The organism is Myroides sp. TSA_177.3, assembly GCF_052691955.1.
Genome location: NZ_JBQZGD010000008.1, coordinates 88,512 through 103,309 on the forward strand (window position 1 = coordinate 88,512; position 14,798 = coordinate 103,309).

Annotated in this window: 24 protein-coding genes; all 24 read left to right on the forward strand. The window is 36.3% G+C overall.

What is annotated here, in order from left to right:
* Positions 1–149 precede the first annotated feature (149 nt).
* The 24 genes from ACUTSE_RS09705 (at position 150) to ACUTSE_RS09820 (ending at position 14,629) form a co-directional block, all read left to right on the forward strand.
* Entirely contained in the window at positions 150–320 is a 171-nt protein-coding gene (locus ACUTSE_RS09705) for a hypothetical protein (protein WP_259189533.1), read from the forward strand.
* Positions 283–483: a hypothetical protein gene (locus tag ACUTSE_RS09710; protein WP_445640075.1), complete on the forward strand. Its 201-nt coding sequence runs from the start codon at positions 283–285 to the stop codon at positions 481–483. The genes ACUTSE_RS09705 and ACUTSE_RS09710 overlap by 38 nt, the downstream gene beginning before the upstream one ends.
* Positions 484–749: 266 nt before the next feature.
* On the forward strand, positions 750–983 hold the full coding sequence (locus tag ACUTSE_RS09715) for a hypothetical protein (protein WP_036462901.1): 234 nt from the start codon (positions 750–752) through the stop codon (positions 981–983).
* Between the two features lie 594 nt (positions 984–1,577).
* Entirely contained in the window at positions 1,578–1,928 is a 351-nt protein-coding gene (locus ACUTSE_RS09720) for a hypothetical protein (RefSeq protein WP_002990540.1), read from the forward strand.
* Entirely contained in the window at positions 1,925–2,383 is a 459-nt protein-coding gene (locus ACUTSE_RS09725) for a CHAP domain-containing protein (RefSeq protein WP_002990542.1), read from the forward strand. The genes ACUTSE_RS09720 and ACUTSE_RS09725 overlap by 4 nt, the downstream gene beginning before the upstream one ends.
* A 14-nt stretch (positions 2,384–2,397) precedes the next feature.
* The gene (locus ACUTSE_RS09730) at positions 2,398–2,907 is read left to right on the forward strand and encodes a hypothetical protein (protein ID WP_445640076.1); all 510 of its coding nucleotides are present in this window, start codon (positions 2,398–2,400) and stop codon (positions 2,905–2,907) included.
* Positions 2,908–3,058: 151 nt separating this feature from the next.
* Positions 3,059–4,264, forward strand: coding sequence for a DUF2586 family protein (locus ACUTSE_RS09735; protein ID WP_445640077.1), 1,206 nt, complete (start codon positions 3,059–3,061; stop codon positions 4,262–4,264).
* Position 4,265: 1 nt separating this feature from the next.
* Positions 4,266–4,685: a hypothetical protein gene (locus ACUTSE_RS09740; protein ID WP_353102359.1), complete on the forward strand. Its 420-nt coding sequence runs from the start codon at positions 4,266–4,268 to the stop codon at positions 4,683–4,685.
* A gap of 64 nt (positions 4,686–4,749) precedes the next feature.
* Positions 4,750–5,064 (forward strand): hypothetical protein, encoded by a 315-nt coding sequence (locus tag ACUTSE_RS09745; RefSeq protein WP_353102360.1) that lies wholly within the window; start codon positions 4,750–4,752, stop codon positions 5,062–5,064.
* Between the two features lie 23 nt (positions 5,065–5,087).
* Positions 5,088–5,309, forward strand: a complete 222-nt coding sequence (locus tag ACUTSE_RS09750) for a hypothetical protein (RefSeq protein ID WP_445640078.1) — start codon at positions 5,088–5,090, stop codon at positions 5,307–5,309.
* Positions 5,302–6,693 (forward strand): hypothetical protein, encoded by a 1,392-nt coding sequence (locus ACUTSE_RS09755; RefSeq protein WP_445640079.1) that lies wholly within the window; start codon positions 5,302–5,304, stop codon positions 6,691–6,693. The genes ACUTSE_RS09750 and ACUTSE_RS09755 overlap by 8 nt, the downstream gene beginning before the upstream one ends.
* Positions 6,694–6,703: 10 nt before the next feature.
* Complete coding sequence (locus tag ACUTSE_RS09760) at positions 6,704–7,294, forward strand: DUF6046 domain-containing protein (protein ID WP_445640080.1); 591 nt, start codon at positions 6,704–6,706, stop codon at positions 7,292–7,294.
* A gap of 10 nt (positions 7,295–7,304) precedes the next feature.
* Positions 7,305–8,267 (forward strand): hypothetical protein, encoded by a 963-nt coding sequence (locus tag ACUTSE_RS09765; RefSeq protein WP_445640081.1) that lies wholly within the window; start codon positions 7,305–7,307, stop codon positions 8,265–8,267.
* Positions 8,268–8,759 (forward strand): hypothetical protein, encoded by a 492-nt coding sequence (locus ACUTSE_RS09770; RefSeq protein ID WP_445640082.1) that lies wholly within the window; start codon positions 8,268–8,270, stop codon positions 8,757–8,759.
* A gap of 17 nt (positions 8,760–8,776) precedes the next feature.
* Positions 8,777–8,986, forward strand: coding sequence for a hypothetical protein (locus ACUTSE_RS09775; RefSeq protein ID WP_445640083.1), 210 nt, complete (start codon positions 8,777–8,779; stop codon positions 8,984–8,986).
* Entirely contained in the window at positions 8,983–9,327 is a 345-nt protein-coding gene (locus ACUTSE_RS09780) for a hypothetical protein (RefSeq protein ID WP_353102366.1), read from the forward strand. Before ACUTSE_RS09775 ends, ACUTSE_RS09780 begins: the two co-directional genes overlap by 4 nt.
* A complete protein-coding gene (locus ACUTSE_RS09785; protein ID WP_445640084.1) occupies positions 9,308–9,592 on the forward strand; it encodes a hypothetical protein in 285 nt (94 codons plus the stop codon). Before ACUTSE_RS09780 ends, ACUTSE_RS09785 begins: the two co-directional genes overlap by 20 nt.
* Positions 9,589–10,455 (forward strand): nucleotidyltransferase, encoded by an 867-nt coding sequence (locus ACUTSE_RS09790; protein WP_445640085.1) that lies wholly within the window; start codon positions 9,589–9,591, stop codon positions 10,453–10,455. The genes ACUTSE_RS09785 and ACUTSE_RS09790 overlap by 4 nt, the downstream gene beginning before the upstream one ends.
* Positions 10,445–10,906, forward strand: a complete 462-nt coding sequence (locus tag ACUTSE_RS09795; RefSeq protein ID WP_445640086.1) for a hypothetical protein — start codon at positions 10,445–10,447, stop codon at positions 10,904–10,906. The genes ACUTSE_RS09790 and ACUTSE_RS09795 overlap by 11 nt, the downstream gene beginning before the upstream one ends.
* Positions 10,899–11,714 carry a hypothetical protein gene (locus tag ACUTSE_RS09800; RefSeq protein ID WP_445640087.1) on the forward strand — a complete coding sequence of 272 codons (816 nt, stop codon included), beginning with the start codon at positions 10,899–10,901 and terminating at the stop codon, positions 11,712–11,714. Before ACUTSE_RS09795 ends, ACUTSE_RS09800 begins: the two co-directional genes overlap by 8 nt.
* 4 nt (positions 11,715–11,718) lie before the next feature.
* Positions 11,719–12,162 (forward strand): hypothetical protein, encoded by a 444-nt coding sequence (locus ACUTSE_RS09805; protein WP_445640088.1) that lies wholly within the window; start codon positions 11,719–11,721, stop codon positions 12,160–12,162.
* Between the two features lie 97 nt (positions 12,163–12,259).
* The gene (locus ACUTSE_RS09810) at positions 12,260–13,147 is read left to right on the forward strand and encodes a hypothetical protein (protein WP_445640089.1); all 888 of its coding nucleotides are present in this window, start codon (positions 12,260–12,262) and stop codon (positions 13,145–13,147) included.
* A 142-nt stretch (positions 13,148–13,289) separates the two neighbouring features.
* Positions 13,290–14,000 (forward strand): hypothetical protein, encoded by a 711-nt coding sequence (locus ACUTSE_RS09815; protein ID WP_445640090.1) that lies wholly within the window; start codon positions 13,290–13,292, stop codon positions 13,998–14,000.
* Positions 14,001–14,002: 2 nt separating this feature from the next.
* Positions 14,003–14,629 (forward strand): hypothetical protein, encoded by a 627-nt coding sequence (locus ACUTSE_RS09820; RefSeq protein ID WP_445640091.1) that lies wholly within the window; start codon positions 14,003–14,005, stop codon positions 14,627–14,629.
* The last annotated feature ends 169 nt before the right edge of the window (positions 14,630–14,798 follow it).

The window sequence follows — 14,798 nt, forward strand, 5'->3', positions numbered from 1 at the left end:
ATGCATTTTAACGAAGAATTTCGTTCAGTACCTACGAGAAATGATACGATTACAACTTCTTTGATGCGAAAATATAGGCGCTTTTTAATTGAATTTGCGATTTATGTCGCGAAATGTATCAATGTTCCATTCCACTTAACACAACGAATATGACAGCTAGCCAACTCACACAGAAACTAAGGGAATTGGAAGAATGGCTCAAATACAACGGTAGCCATCCTAATTACACACTGATTTTACAAGACAAACAGAAATTAGAAAAACAATTAAAAACACGACAAGATGAATCAAAATCTACAGCGAGAAATGGAGCTTTATGAGGTTTTAAAAGCCACAGCTAACACCGGATACTTTACACCAGGTGAACGTATAGTAATCAATCAAGAAAGAGGATACTTATTGAGTATGGAATCAGAGGAAGAATTACGCCCTTATCAGGTGAATGAAGCAATTGAAGAAAAAATACAGGCACTCAAAAGATAAAGAGTGAAAGGAAAATGTTTTGATTGATTTGTCTCGATGTTAATCTGGGGAGATAAAAAGCAAGAGAGAAAGAAGCAGAGCAGGAAATAAATAGGCTATTTAATTTTTTTGAGACGTAAGAAAATAAAAAATTAAAAGGAAAAGAAGGAGAAGAACTGTAGGATTCATGTTGGAGTGTGTCGAGTTGTACAGTTGGAAAGTAAAAATGTTTAATGGGTATAAAAACACAATGAAAAGTGTTTGATACTGAAAATGATTTTGGTTGTATGAAGTCACAACAATTAGGACGTACATTGAATAAACTACGTCGATACCAACTTATATTAGATTTGTATAATGAGCATAAGACGCCTGATATACCCGTGAGTGTGGTATGGCGTAAATATATATATCCTGTTTACCCTATTTCTCGAACCACATTATATGAGGTTCTAGGTACAGCAGTACACAAAGAATTAATGCGGGTAGAAGAGGAATGTAAACAATTGAATTTGTTGTAAGGATTAGAAAGAATCAGCTTGCTGATTGTAAAAATAAAGACGCAAAAAAGAGAAGAATTTCTTTTGTTACTAATGGTAGTAGCAAAAGAAATTCTTCTCTTTTTTTTTATGTCTTTTTTTAAGTGAGAAAAAGAAAGTCAGTCTCTTTTTATGTCTTTGTTTCTTGGAGGAAATACTTTCTTTTTTGATTGCTTTTGGGCTTTGAATAGGAGAGAATTGTAGGGAGATTGAACACTATTGTTTCGCAATCGGACACTTGTGTTTGGATGCCAAACAACGAATTGAATACCTACCCAAAATGCCGCAATTTTGTTCTCGAGATGATAAGGAAATAGGTGCGGTATACACCAAATAAGCGTGAAGATAAATACGTAATCCAATTGAAATAACTAGAAGATATCATGCTTGGATAAACACCAAGTACTAGGAAGTAAAAACGGAGTTGTGCTTTTAATCCATGGACTTTAAACAAAGTAAAAGTACAATAAAAAAGAATCAAAACGCTGTATGAAGGTTTTCGAATTCATGACAAGAAAATCTAGTGTACCTCGTACTGTTTTTCAAAATCATCTCACTGATAATAACAGTTCATGTATGAATGAGACATTTATTGTAGCAGTTGTTGGTTTGGTTTCTTCTCTTGCCACTTGGTGGGCGACTCGAAAAAAGAAAAAAGTAGAAGTGCAAGCTTCGGAATTGGAAAATGTAGAGAAGTCACTGAAATATTATAGAGAATATGTAGATGATTTAGGGAATAAGTTGAAGGAAGCAACAGCCGAATTATACAATACCTCTCATTTACACCGAGAAGCTATTGACGAGCTAAATACAGCAAGGCTAGAGATTAAAAATTTAGAGCAAAGGCTCGAGATTTTAGCAAAGCAAAATAGGGAGTTGATAGCCGAATTGAGAAAGTATAAACAGTTAAATGGAAAGCGAGAATGACAGGATCCAAGCAATTAATCGTACAGGCAAAAAGTCAAGTAAAAGTTCAAGAGTGGCCCTTGAAGAATAACAAAGGCCCGGGAGTGAAAAAGTATTTAAATAGTGTGGGCCTCGGGGAGGGATATGCTTGGTGTATGGCTTTCGTTTACTGGTGTGTACAAGAAGTTTGTCAAGATTACGGTGTGTCAAATTCCCTTAAAAAGACAGGAGGCGTTTTGGATCAATGGAACTCACGTGAAAAGCTTCGCGTGACTACTCCTCAACCAGGCGATGTATTTATTATGGATTTCGGAAGAGGAATGGGACATACAGGAATTGTGGTAGAGGTAATCGGGGATTCAATCCGAACAATTGAAGGAAATACAAATGATGAGGCCAGTCGAGAAGGGTATATCGTGGCAGAAAAGACAAGAAAAATTAGTTCAATCAACAAAGGGTTTATCCGACCTTTTTAAAGAATTGTAAATCCATGAAAAAGAGTAAACGAAATCTGTTTGTGGTGAGTGTAGCGATGCTTTCTATTGGAGTTTCCAGTTGTTCTAGCAACAAGAAAGTCATCAGTCTCCAACCTACATCCACAGAAAAAGTAACACGAACAGTTGAAGAAGTAAAACGAGACACGCTATGGCAAGTAGAAGCAGATCAAAGTCAATATGTAGCGGAACTTGCGATACAAGGCAATAAAATCGTTGTGAAAGATGCGAATATCAAGCGCAGTAAACAAAAGGTGTTGCAACCACCAGCTGTCCAAATCCATGGAAATAAGTTGATTGTCGATTGCCACGTGGAAGCTCAACGACTATTTTTTGAATGGAAAGACCAATACATTCAAGAAAAAACGGTGAAAGAAGTCAGAATTCCCGTGCCTGTACCGCTCGAATTATCTTGGTGGCAATCTACTCAACTGTGGTTAGGTCGAATCTTTCTGTTGTTGCTTGCAATAGGTAGCGGAGGCTATATTTTCCAATCAAGAAGGTAAGCAATGGCATTGTGGATAAAAAGGAAAAAGTTGAAAAAGAGAAACGAGAATGAACAGTCACCAGGGGCTGTTAAAAACAGAAAGGAGTGCTACAATACTTCTAATGAATTGAATTGTAGTGAATAGAAAGAAATGAGAAAAAATAAAAGTTATGTTACCAAAGATTAATATACAATTTCAAAATGGAAACCTAGGACAGGTGGTTTCTTCTCCCGATGGAGTTTTCGGATTATTAGCTTCTGCAGTTGCTGTAGCGGATACATTCGAATTAAATAAAGCTTATCAGTTAAAATCGATTCGCGATTTAGTGGCGTTGGGGATTTTAGCAGATTCGACCAATAGTAAATTGCACAAAACAGTAAAAGAATTCTACGCAGAAGCTGGTGATGGGGCAGAGTTATGGTTGATGGGAATTGACAAGAAAACGAAGCTATCTGATTGGTTTGATGAAAAAGAAGGCATTGTTTTAGCAGAAACCTTATTGAATGCAGCGCAAGGAAAGTTGAGAGGATTATTTACAGCTTATGATCCAGATGCGACGGTTGAAATTACAGTGGCAAAAGGATTGGATAAAGAGGTGACATTGGCCATGTCTTTGGCACAACAAGTAGCTGAAAACTATACCCAACGCGTATACGCTCCTTTCTTTGTTTTACTTGAGGGATATGCCTTTGACGGGGATAAAGTAGCCTTAGAAAACTTAACTGAGAAAAACTTTAACCGTATTGCTGTGTTGCTTGGAGATACTGAGAAAGACAGTAAAGGGGCTGCTACAGGTGTTGTTATGGGAAGATTGTCTTCTGTTGGAGTTCAAGTAAATATGGGACGCGTGCGAGATGGTGCATTAAAACCGTTAACGCTATTTATTGGCGATACAGCTGTGGATCAATATGACGTAGAAGCATTGAACGACAAAGGATATAATTCTTTCCGTTTCCACCAAGGAAAAGCAGGGTACTTTATGATTGATGATGTGTTAGCAACGAGTGAAACAGATGACTATCGCAACATTACAAGAAGAAGAACCATCGACAAAGCGTTCCGTCTTGTTTACATCGCAATGCTAGATTTCTTATTAGACAATAGCAATGTAATGGCAGATGGTTCAATCAGCCCAATTTATGCAAAAACAATTGAAAACAGTGTAGAGTCCGCTATTTATAACGCGATGACTACAGCTGGAGAATTGAGTGTAGATGTAGCAAATCCAAATGATAGAGGCGTGGTTTGTAAAGTGGATTTAAAACACAATGTTGTTAGTACAGGACAGATCAAGATGGCTGTACAAGTTCGCCCATTAGGGTATAATCGTTTTATCAATGTAGAATTGGGTTTTGTACCCGTAAATCAAAATTAATATGGTAGTTGTAGGAGGCCGTGAGTATGAATGGGGTGATATTTCACTCGTATTAGGTAATCGTGAAGTAGTAGGGATTACAGGAATTAAGTATGGAGAAAAAGTAGAACGTATCGCAAGTTATGGTAAAGGGCGCTATGCGCACTCGATTCAAAGTGGGAACGTTGCTGTAGATGGAGAGATTACTTTATTGCAAAGTGAAGTGATTGCTTTACAAAAATCAGCATTAACTCAAAGTTTGTTGACTTTACATTTGGATGCAATTGTGAACTATGGAGATCCATCAGATGGAGAAGGAATGCGTACAGATCGTATTTTGGGTATTCGTTTCACAGAAGATGTGAGAGAGTGGAAACAAGGAGATAAACAAGCCGAAATTACACTTCCATTTTTAGCCTTACGTGTAGTAAGCGGAATTTAAAAAGTATAAATAATCAGAAAAGCCTCCGTAAAGAGGAGGCTTTTTTTACAAAAAATCACAGAAAATGAATAAAGTTTTTATTGGGGAAGTAACTCCAGAACAAATTGAAATGTTCAAACAACAGCATCAAATTGTACATAAATTGAAGTCAGATAGTGGCGTGTACGCCATTGTTCGTAGACCAACAATGAAAGAGATTGAATATGGACAGGCGATGTTGGCACAGAGTAAATTCATCTCATACAATAAGCATTTGTTTGATGCTTGTTTGTTAGCACTTAATGAAGATATCCGAGAAGATGAGTATAAAGTCAATGCCTTTGCTTCTCAGATGATGATGGTTGTTGAAATTGAGCGTGTTGAGGTGGAAAAGCTTTAGGAGAAGCACTATTTGAGCGCCGTATGACTTCTCCTACTTCTTCTTCTGGAAAAGGAAAACAGCTAACCCAGGAAGAATACTACAAGGCGTTAGATCAATGGATTAGCAGTATTCGTAAAGTACACGGTGCTATTCGGTATTACTTGAAGCTAGAACCTTACGATATGGAATTATGGGAATGGGCGCATCGATTTAGAGAGTTGGAATGGATAAGAAAAGAAGAATCAAAAGGAGGACATGGCTAATTTATCAGAATATATAGAAGAAGTAAAGGATAATACTTCTGGCGTGATGCAACAATTAGGAGGATCTATCTCTGATGTTGTAAGTAGCATGCAAGGAACACAAGTGGAAAGTATTGCAACAACTACTTTATTGAGAAGCATGGGAGGATCAGTAGAAGTACTGACTTATCAACTCATACAATTAAAACAGGAACGTGATTGGATTGATCCAGCGAATATTACACTCATTCAACAATATACAGAAGAAATCAATGCTTTAGCTAAAGTGATTTCGAGTATGGGAAGTGCAATAAAGGTAGACATTCAAGTTAATTTCCCACAAGGTAGTTTGGACGTTCCTATTCAGGGAGATGATACACAAACAGAAAAATTGCGTACTGGTTGGGAGCTTTTTATAGAAACTGTAGGAGAAGGAGTCACCTTTTTCTCTGAAGTAATAGATAGTGTTGGTGAGAAATTGAGTGAACTTGGTGGAGTTGCTTTTGAAGCGGCTATAAATGGAGCTGGTGGATTGATAGAAAAATTATCAGAAGGAAATGCTTTATCACTAGTTACAGCATCTGTTTTAGGAACTCTTACGAATGCAATAATCTTAATGAAAGAATGGGGGGAGCTTGTAACTCAGGTGGTTCAAGCGTTAACCTTGGCACAGAAGGTTCTGAATTTGGTGTTGAAACTTACACCTACCAATTTAATTGTAGCAGGTATTATTGCTGTGATTGCCTTAATCGGATATTTAATTTACAAAATTGATGGTTGGGGAGAAGCGTGGGAACACACGACTCAAACAGCAAAGTTTCTTTGGAGTGGTATGCTCAATGCCTTCAAACTAGGGTGGTTGGATTTTTCTGGAATGGTTATGAATGGGATTGATGCTCTGCGTATCGGCTGGTATAAGTTTAAATCGTTAATGGGGGATGATTCTGCTCAGCAGGAAATTAAAATCATCGAAGAGCGCATTGAAAATCGAAGACAAGAAGTAGCTGAAACGCGAACTGCTATGGTTAGTGATTTTGCTGCTGCCTGGGAATCAACTAAGAAAGCCTTTGGATCTTTTAGCTGGAATGAAAAAACGCTAGAAGATTTTGTCAAGGAAATGAAAAGTAAACTAGGGATGAATGAGCTTCCTAAAGGAGTGGCAGTAGGGCAAAAAGTACAAACGGATATCAAAGTAGTACCATCTACCGAAAATAATGTTGCAGCAGCCTCAACCACTGCAAATGGAGGGACCAAACACACGTATATCACCATTAATATGGATGATTTAATCGGAGTTGTAAATATTAACAAAGCTGGATTCCAAGAATCTGTAGAGGATATGGAAGGGGAAGTAACAGATGCTTTACTTCGCTTATTAGGATCGGCTGTAAACGTAGGAAATTAAGATGAATGATATGATACTGAGTTCCTTATTAGGAACAAATATTATTAAAGAAGCACCTTCTTTTGAGGCTATGGAAAATAAAGTAGAAATAAAGAATTCTTCGAATGACTTACAGCTTCCTGTCAATAAAGTAAGAAATAGAATTCTTCCAGTGTACCAATTTTTTCCGTTGACTTTATCTGTTGATGGAGGCCCGAAATTTACTTTACCATATGAGCCTCAAATTACTATCGAAGGAAAAAATAGTATAGTAAAACGCAAAGTACTGAAGTATAATGAAAAATTTTCGGGAAGTACCTATGGTTCAGTGAAAGAACGCTGGAGTACAGATGACTATAGTATCACCATTGAAGGAGCCATATTTGGGGAACTAGAAATAGGGCTTTATGAGATGACTTTTCCACGTAGAGAATTTGAACAATTGAAATACTTCTTGTTACAAGGAAAAGAAATTAAAGTGTCCTCTCCTCCTTTGGAACTTTTAGGGATTAGCCATATTGCTATTGAGGAGTTTAGTTTTCCCTTCATACAAGGTGAAAATGTATTGGCTTATAAAATCAAAGCCTTATCAGATGTGCCTCAAAAATTATTTGTAGAATAGGATGTTTACGATGTGTTATCAAGTCAGTTTTAAAACTGAGGAAGGAAAGACGTACAATCTCAATCTATTGGATGCGATTGAGATTGAACGATCAGTAGAGAAATTAGCTGCTACTTGTAAGATCACCTTACCCCTTTATCGTTTCAATGCCCCTTTATTTGTTCAAGAAGATATCAAACGAGGAACAGAAGTTACGGTATGTTTAGGGTATGATGATAAATTAAATGAGGAGTTTAGAGGCTATGTAACCAAGATTGTGTATAACAATAGTTCGATTGTGATTGAATGTGAAGATGCTCTATTTCTTTATCGAAAGAGCTTGGAAAATGAGCAATTTCAAGATATAACATTAAAAGAACTACTGGTTCATATTAGTAATCAAATTGACCCTACCTATACGATAGATTGTAAGTATGATCTCACGTATGAAACGTTTACCATCAACAATAAAACAGGGTATGATATTCTAAAACAGATTCAAAATACGTTAGCAGCTAATGTTTGGTTCGATACGATGAACAAGGTTTTATATGTTGTTTTAGTTTATGTCGATAAGCTTGGAGATGAGAAGTATTCGATGCATCAAAATGTAGAAACTTCTTCTTTAGAATATGTGCGAGGAGCAGATAAAAAAGTAGAGGTTATTATTGAAGCAACGGATTCAAATGGTACGGCGAAACAAGTCAAAGTTGGGGACAGTGGAGGAGATCAGTTGTCGTTGAAAATAGGCAATGTAAAGGAAAAAGATATTCAAGAGCTAGCAGAAGCTATATGGAAGAAAAAGACTTCAGATCGCTTGAACGGAACGTTTACGGGGTGGTTAATTCCAGTGGTTACACCTGGTTATACCGCTACAATCATTGATCAGGAATATCCAGAACGAACAGGCTCTTATTATGTAGCAGGTGTAAAAACAAAATTCAGCGCATCTGGAGGGGTAAGAACGATTGAACCTGGAATAAAATTAGGATAGATGAGTGCAAAAAATATAAGGCAATTCATCCAGCAAATTGTTGGAGATATGTGGAATCTTCCTTTTACTGCTAAAGTCACACAGGTAAAAGGAGAAATGTGTTCCATTCAACTCGCTAGTGGATTAGAGTTGAATGGAGTTAGACTTAAAGCTACACAAACAGGAGCTGATCACAAACTATTGCTAACACCTCAAATTGGCAGTGATGTGATTGTTTTCTCTCAAAGTGGAGATTTGAATAATTTATTTGTTGTACAGATCAATGAGGTTGCCAAGATTGAAATCATCAAGGAGTCTATGCAAATCACCTTAGAAGATAAAGTGAGTATTGTTGTGGATGAAGTAGATCTTGGACAAACATTAGCCAACCTGTGTGAGGCAATCAAAACGTTGACTGTTAGCACAGGAACTGGTCCTTCAGGAACACCCTTACCACCCACGCAACAAAAAGTCCAACAGCTAGAACGCGATTTTAAAACACTGTTTAACTAACGTAAAAGGAGTAAAGTATGGCTTTAGATAAGAGTAAACTAGAAAAGGGAATCAAGCAATTGCTTGAAGATATGATGCAAAGAGAACAAAACTCTTTTGATGAATTTGCAAAACGCTTAGCAACGACTATTGATGCCTATGTAAAAGAAGGTGAGATTGAGTATTTAGGTGGGTTAGTAAATTCAGGTGGGGCAGTAACAGGAACGATACAAGGAACGATAAAATGAGTAAAAATATTGGAATACAGATTCAGGGAGATAAAGAGCATGCTGCTTTTATGGATATACACGTTGAGGTACAACGCGATGCTCAAGGATTAATTGTGCAAGGCATGGTGGTCGATGATATTGTAGAACAAAACAAGTCATTGATTCTCATTACACATCCAGGAGAATGGAAAGCGAATCCAACCTTGGGCGTTGGTTTGAGCAATATGCTTTTGGATCACGATTACCTCGAATGGAGACATCGAATCCGCGAACAATTTGCTCTCGATGAATTAGTGGTCTATCAATTGGACTTATTCCCTAATAAACCCTTTGTCATTGATGCAAACTATAAAAATTAAAAATGAACAATGCTTTTTAGATCTTGTATTAGAGAGTACGGGAACGATCAATAATACCTTAATCATGGCCTTGGCCAATGACGTGTCGATTACAGATGATTTTTCCATTGGAAAAGAGTATAAAGTGGCAGGACCCATACAAGATAGTGTAATATCAACGTATAGGATGTACCCTCCTGCAACAGGTTATCGTGCAGTAGAAGAGGTTGTAAAAGAAGGTATTAGCTATTGGGCGATTAATAAAGATTTTATTGTTGGAGTATGAGAAATAGAGAAGAAATAAAAACAGTGATGACGGATTCATTCCGAGAGAATGAAGTTATCATCGAAAAATATGGATTAGATACAAATAAATCTTTTGCGCAGCAATTCAGTAAAGTATCGTTGGAAAATCTGTGGTTTGATATTATTGCTTTTAGTATTTGGTTATTGGAAGGAATTTTTGACCATCACAAGAAGGAGGTTGATCAAGAGCTAGCAGAATTAAAGCCAGGAACGTCCAAATGGTATAGAAGAAAAGCACTGGATTTTCAGTATGGAGTAGAGTTGATTGCAGATTCAGATCAATTTAATAATCAAGGGTTAAGAGCAGAGCAAATAGAAGAAAGTAAGATTGTCAAATATGCTGCTGTGGTTGATGCAGATACAGAAAGCCGCTTAGTTGTTAAAATAGCCACAGAAAAAGAGCAGGAATTAACCCCAATTACAGCGGCTGAATTTGAAGCTTTCAAGGCTTATTTTTCCGAAATAAAATATGCGGGTGTCGCAATTACGGTTGTGAATTATGAACCTGATATTTTACAATTGTCGATGCGCATCTTTCGAGATCCTTTGGTGCTGACAGATAGAGGAATGAGTATTCTTACAGGGAAGTATCCAGTGCAAGAAGCAATTTTAGAATTTATGAAGGAACTGCCTTTTAATGGAGAATTGATTCTGCAGGATTTAGCCAATAAAATTGAGCAAACAGAAGGCGTAAAGATTGTTCAAATTGACGCTGCTCAAAGTAAATGGATTGATCCCTCTTTAGGTGGTTATGGTGAATTTACGGGCATAGATGTCAAGCGATTACCAGTCTCGGGTTACTTTAAAGTTGAATCATTTACAGGAATTAACTATGTGGTATAATATTGATTTTAAGAAGCTAATCTTATTGATGCTTCCTATATCCCTCCGCAAAGTAGGATTAATTGCTTGGCTGGAGGCTATGCTAGAGCCTATTCGACAGATTCAATATGATTTTGTGCAAAAGAGACAAGATACTTTTTACAATCTACAGCATAATGGACAAGTTTGCTCTTTACGTAAAATACTCAATGATAAATTTGACCCAACACAACGTAGAATTAAGATTTTAGATGGAAATCAGTTTAACAGAACGTATCTCTATACAGAACCAGAATTAAAAACAAGGTATCTAGGGGCAATAGCGCTTTATCAAGATGTAGATTATGCGGATACATCGGTTGACTTTATCGTACAAATTCCTAAGAGTGTGTATGTACAATATGAGGTAGAAGCCATCATTAATTATTACAAATTAGCGTCTAAACGCTTTAAAATTGAATGGAATGAATAATATAAATTTTAATCAAACAGGAGGTTTCCCTTTGTCAACCAATATGTTGGATGCAATGCAAGAAGCGTATAAGCTCTTTAATGAACTGGGAGAAGCTGTGGGAAAAAATTGTATCCTATCAGGGTGTAATACTGTCGGAGTTAATATTTCCGATGGAGTAGTAGTAATCAATGGAGAAATACTGCCCTTTAAAGGATCGGGAAATTTTATTGGAGCTACCGTTACTGTACGTGAGACGATTGAAAATAAAATTTTCGAAGATGCTACAAGTAAACCTGTGATTTATCAACGATATGCTCAATTAACGACAGGAGAGGGAATCCCTTTTAGTTCTTTACCGAGAATCAAACCGATGGTCGAATTGACGAAAGCTGTGGTACCAGTAGGGTTAATTTCGATGTGGAGCGGTGCTATTCAAAATCTTCCTGTAGGATGGGTTTTGTGTAATGGACAAAATGGAACTCCTGATTTAAGAGATCGTTTTATTGTTGGAGCAGGAAAGGATTATTCAATTGCTGATGTAGGTGGAGCAAAAGAAGTGGCTTTAACCGTGGATCAAATTCCATCTCACAAGCATACGGGAACTACGAAAGAAGCTGGAAAACACTCACATACATTTTTAGGTATTGGATATAAAGCTGGCGGATCCGTTTTTGGTTCTGGTTCTTCTGCTGAATGGGTAAATAGAGTTACGGTTGAAGGTGGAGCGCATTCACATAGTTTAGAAATCAATGAAACAGGAGGTTCTAAATCGCATGAGAATAGACCGCCTTATTTTGCTCTGGCATTTATAATGTTTAAAGGATAATCAAATGGCAAAAAGAAATATTTTAAAGACTTGGTTTAGCAATGGTAAAAAACCGCCACAAGAACAATTTTGGGAATGGATAGATAGTTTTTGGCATAAAGAGGATAAAATTCCAATGAATGCTATTGAAGGAATATCAAGCGCGTTACAGCATAAGCTAGATGCCCCTTTGTTTCAAACACATGTGGAAGATACGAATGCTCATGGAATCACTGAAAAATTAGGATTAAAAACGGATCAAACGGTATTTGAATCTCATCTTAATGATCCTAATGCACATGGAATTACGGATAAATTAATGCAAAAAGCAAATCAGGATTTTGTAGTAAGTGAAATAGAGCGTTTGCAGGATATGATAGAGGGAGCTGTATTAACATCTCCTAATGGAACAATCTTCAAGTTGACAGTAGACGATAATGGAACATTAATTACTGTACAAGAAGCATAGTTAGTCGAGAATATAGAAATAATGTAAAATAACAACCTGTTTCTGATCTGTAAAAGAAAGGAAACAAGTTGTTTTTACGCAAGTAATTTATTGGAATATGGCAAAACATATCATTGAAGAAAATATAAAAACAATAGGCGGAAAGTCTATTGTTGGAAAAGGAGATATTGAGATTAGCTCCGCAGAAGTAAAAGTGGATAATAAAACGATTACCTTGACTGAGAATGGTGAACTTCAACTGGGAAAAGTAGGTGAAGGTCAGATGGCTAGGGTAATAGATATAACAGATCAAGAATTGATATTTAGAGATGAATTCAGTAAAGGTCAAACTTCATTTTCAGGATCTTCGATAGAGATAAATTTTGAGGATGGGCCTTATATGCATTTATCAACTGCTTTGCTTCAATTATTTAATGAAACTAGTACTACCGGTATATCTCCAGGTTTTATATCCTTGCAAGGAGACGGTAATGCAGTTGAATTTGGTAATGGAGAGATAAACCTTGCTAAATCAGAGGAAGGAATTACTAAGGGAGGAATTACATTATCTCCTTTATTTTTAGAAATTAAAAATGAAAATGGTCAAGTAAATCACACCTTTACTTTTCCTACGCAGGCAGTGAACAACAGTTCAACCATGGTCGTTTCCGTCAATAATCAAGGAGCAGATGAAAAGGGAAATATTACTCTACCAGCAACAGGAGGAAGAGATTTTGAGTATGAAAAATTTGTTCGTTCTTTTCCGCCTCAAAGGTCTGTTTATAAATACGATAGAGAGAAAATGGGGAATACTTTTGGAGATCTTTTTTTGCCTATAGCTAAATTTATAGATTACTATTTATATGATATAACGGTTTCTTTGATTGATGAAAATGGAGAGGTAATTACAACAATGAACTTGCCAGAAGGTGCTGAGGAAAAGTATGCTTCTATTTTACCTACTGAAGTTGATGGAAAATCATTTTATATTGAATTTCCTTCTTAATAAACAGAAACAATTTTTTTGTAAAATAAAAGCTTACAGAAACCTCAATGGAAAAGAAATAAGATTCATCGTTCCTTGACTTCATTTATTTTAATGCTAGCAAAGAAGGTGGGGATAATAATGTAAGAAAATTAGAAATAGTATGGCAAAACATATCATTGAAGAAAATATAAAAACAATAGGTGGTCAGTCTATTGTCGGTAAGGGAGATATTGAGATAGTATCTACTATAAAATTAGATGGAAAATCAATTTCCTTAGATAAAGAAGGTGCTCTACAAGTGGGGGTAGTTGATGAGGATGAATGGGGGCGCGTTATATATATAGATGATGGTCCTATCCTTTTTAAGGCAAGGGCTGCTGGAAGTAAAATAGAATTTAATGACATGGGATTTTCTATTGACAGTGGTAGTGGTAGTGGTCCAAGTATGATGGTGAACTATGCATATATGATGTGGGTAAGTGAAGAAGGTGGTGTATCGATGTCACCGGGACATATTTCTTCTTCAAGTAACAATAGTGGCTCATTTGATGCTGTTGGAGGGAAAATACTTATTTCAAGTCCATATTTAGAGTCTGGAGTGCCACCTGCCTTTACTGAATTAACACCTTATTCTTTAAAAGCAGAGGACGAAAGTAAAGACGTAAATCACACTTTTACTTTTCCTACCCAGGCAGTGAACAACAGTTCAACCATGGTTGTTTCTGTCAATAATCAAGTAGCAGATGAGCAAGGAGAAATAGATCTTTCTGAAGCTATATTTACTAAAATAAAAATGAAAACACCCGAGGGGAAAATAGTTGAAATCTCAGTTGAAAATGATTTAACAATTTCAACAAGAGAAATTATATAATTATGGGAAAACACGTACAAGTTGATCAATTGAAAACAGTAAATGGTCAAACAATTGTTGGAAAAGGAAATATTGCAATTAGCTCAGTTGGGGCGACGGCTGATGAATACACAATTTCTAAAACCGCTGGTGGTTCGCTGAAATTAGGTGTTTCTAAAACAATGGGAGGAATTATGAATCAGCCAACGATTGGTCTAAGCCCTTTAGGTTTCCTATTTGGCAACAGGCATTATTTGGAGGCTAAAGACGGTGTGGCTTTTCATATTAACTCTAATACTTTTAATGTTAGTAATAGAGATGCAGGTAGAGAGAGTTCATTAGAGATTACTCCATTGTCTCTAGTTTTTAGAAATATGAATAATAATAAATTAGCGCAAGTCGGAGTAGTTGGTGGAGTAGCTACGATTGATGTAGAGGAGAATATAGGATTATATAAAACCAGAGGTGTAGGATTCAAAGGGGGAATGATTATCGGTCGTGATGGTTTCTTAATTTACAATGCTGAAAATGCAGTAGATAAAAAAACAAATGGGAAATTATGTACTATTGAGTATATGGAAAGTTTAATAAATGCCCAGAATGTTATAATAGATGACTTAAAGACTAGATTAAAGGCATTAGAATCTTAATTAAAGTATATAAGAGTCTATACTAAAAGAGAATAAAAGCTTCTAGATAATAAAATCAAATTCCTTATAAATTAAAACGACAAAGCCACAGCTAAAAGGATATACGTATTCTTGTTGTGGCTTTGTTGTTTTTAATAAGTGATGCGAAAATTACAATTATATTGAATCA

What these genes read in the sequence shown, in the direction of transcription:
- ACUTSE_RS09775 (WP_445640083.1), top strand. Translation starts at nt 8,777, where the DNA reads ATGGCTTTAGATAAGAGTAAACTAGAAAAGGGAATCAAGCAATTGCTT.
- ACUTSE_RS09720 (WP_002990540.1), top strand. Translation starts at nt 1,578, where the DNA reads ATGAATGAGACATTTATTGTAGCAGTTGTTGGTTTGGTTTCTTCTCTT.
- ACUTSE_RS09725 (WP_002990542.1), top strand. Translation starts at nt 1,925, where the DNA reads ATGACAGGATCCAAGCAATTAATCGTACAGGCAAAAAGTCAAGTAAAA.
- ACUTSE_RS09715 (WP_036462901.1), top strand. Translation starts at nt 750, where the DNA reads ATGAAGTCACAACAATTAGGACGTACATTGAATAAACTACGTCGATAC.
- ACUTSE_RS09705 (WP_259189533.1), top strand. Translation starts at nt 150, where the DNA reads ATGACAGCTAGCCAACTCACACAGAAACTAAGGGAATTGGAAGAATGG.
- ACUTSE_RS09800 (WP_445640087.1), top strand. Translation starts at nt 10,899, where the DNA reads ATGAATAATATAAATTTTAATCAAACAGGAGGTTTCCCTTTGTCAACC.
- ACUTSE_RS09780 (WP_353102366.1), top strand. Translation starts at nt 8,983, where the DNA reads ATGAGTAAAAATATTGGAATACAGATTCAGGGAGATAAAGAGCATGCT.
- ACUTSE_RS09770 (WP_445640082.1), top strand. Translation starts at nt 8,268, where the DNA reads ATGAGTGCAAAAAATATAAGGCAATTCATCCAGCAAATTGTTGGAGAT.
- ACUTSE_RS09790 (WP_445640085.1), top strand. Translation starts at nt 9,589, where the DNA reads ATGAGAAATAGAGAAGAAATAAAAACAGTGATGACGGATTCATTCCGA.
- ACUTSE_RS09760 (WP_445640080.1), top strand. Translation starts at nt 6,704, where the DNA reads ATGATACTGAGTTCCTTATTAGGAACAAATATTATTAAAGAAGCACCT.
- ACUTSE_RS09815 (WP_445640090.1), top strand. Translation starts at nt 13,290, where the DNA reads ATGGCAAAACATATCATTGAAGAAAATATAAAAACAATAGGTGGTCAG.
- ACUTSE_RS09735 (WP_445640077.1), top strand. Translation starts at nt 3,059, where the DNA reads ATGTTACCAAAGATTAATATACAATTTCAAAATGGAAACCTAGGACAG.
- ACUTSE_RS09820 (WP_445640091.1), top strand. Translation starts at nt 14,003, where the DNA reads ATGGGAAAACACGTACAAGTTGATCAATTGAAAACAGTAAATGGTCAA.
- ACUTSE_RS09805 (WP_445640088.1), top strand. Translation starts at nt 11,719, where the DNA reads ATGGCAAAAAGAAATATTTTAAAGACTTGGTTTAGCAATGGTAAAAAA.
- ACUTSE_RS09745 (WP_353102360.1), top strand. Translation starts at nt 4,750, where the DNA reads ATGAATAAAGTTTTTATTGGGGAAGTAACTCCAGAACAAATTGAAATG.
- ACUTSE_RS09740 (WP_353102359.1), top strand. Translation starts at nt 4,266, where the DNA reads ATGGTAGTTGTAGGAGGCCGTGAGTATGAATGGGGTGATATTTCACTC.
- ACUTSE_RS09810 (WP_445640089.1), top strand. Translation starts at nt 12,260, where the DNA reads ATGGCAAAACATATCATTGAAGAAAATATAAAAACAATAGGCGGAAAG.
- ACUTSE_RS09795 (WP_445640086.1), top strand. Translation starts at nt 10,445, where the DNA reads ATGTGGTATAATATTGATTTTAAGAAGCTAATCTTATTGATGCTTCCT.
- ACUTSE_RS09785 (WP_445640084.1), top strand. Translation starts at nt 9,308, where the DNA reads ATGCAAACTATAAAAATTAAAAATGAACAATGCTTTTTAGATCTTGTA.
- ACUTSE_RS09750 (WP_445640078.1), top strand. Translation starts at nt 5,088, where the DNA reads ATGACTTCTCCTACTTCTTCTTCTGGAAAAGGAAAACAGCTAACCCAG.
- ACUTSE_RS09710 (WP_445640075.1), top strand. Translation starts at nt 283, where the DNA reads ATGAATCAAAATCTACAGCGAGAAATGGAGCTTTATGAGGTTTTAAAA.
- ACUTSE_RS09755 (WP_445640079.1), top strand. Translation starts at nt 5,302, where the DNA reads ATGGCTAATTTATCAGAATATATAGAAGAAGTAAAGGATAATACTTCT.
- ACUTSE_RS09765 (WP_445640081.1), top strand. Translation starts at nt 7,305, where the DNA reads ATGTGTTATCAAGTCAGTTTTAAAACTGAGGAAGGAAAGACGTACAAT.
- ACUTSE_RS09730 (WP_445640076.1), top strand. Translation starts at nt 2,398, where the DNA reads ATGAAAAAGAGTAAACGAAATCTGTTTGTGGTGAGTGTAGCGATGCTT.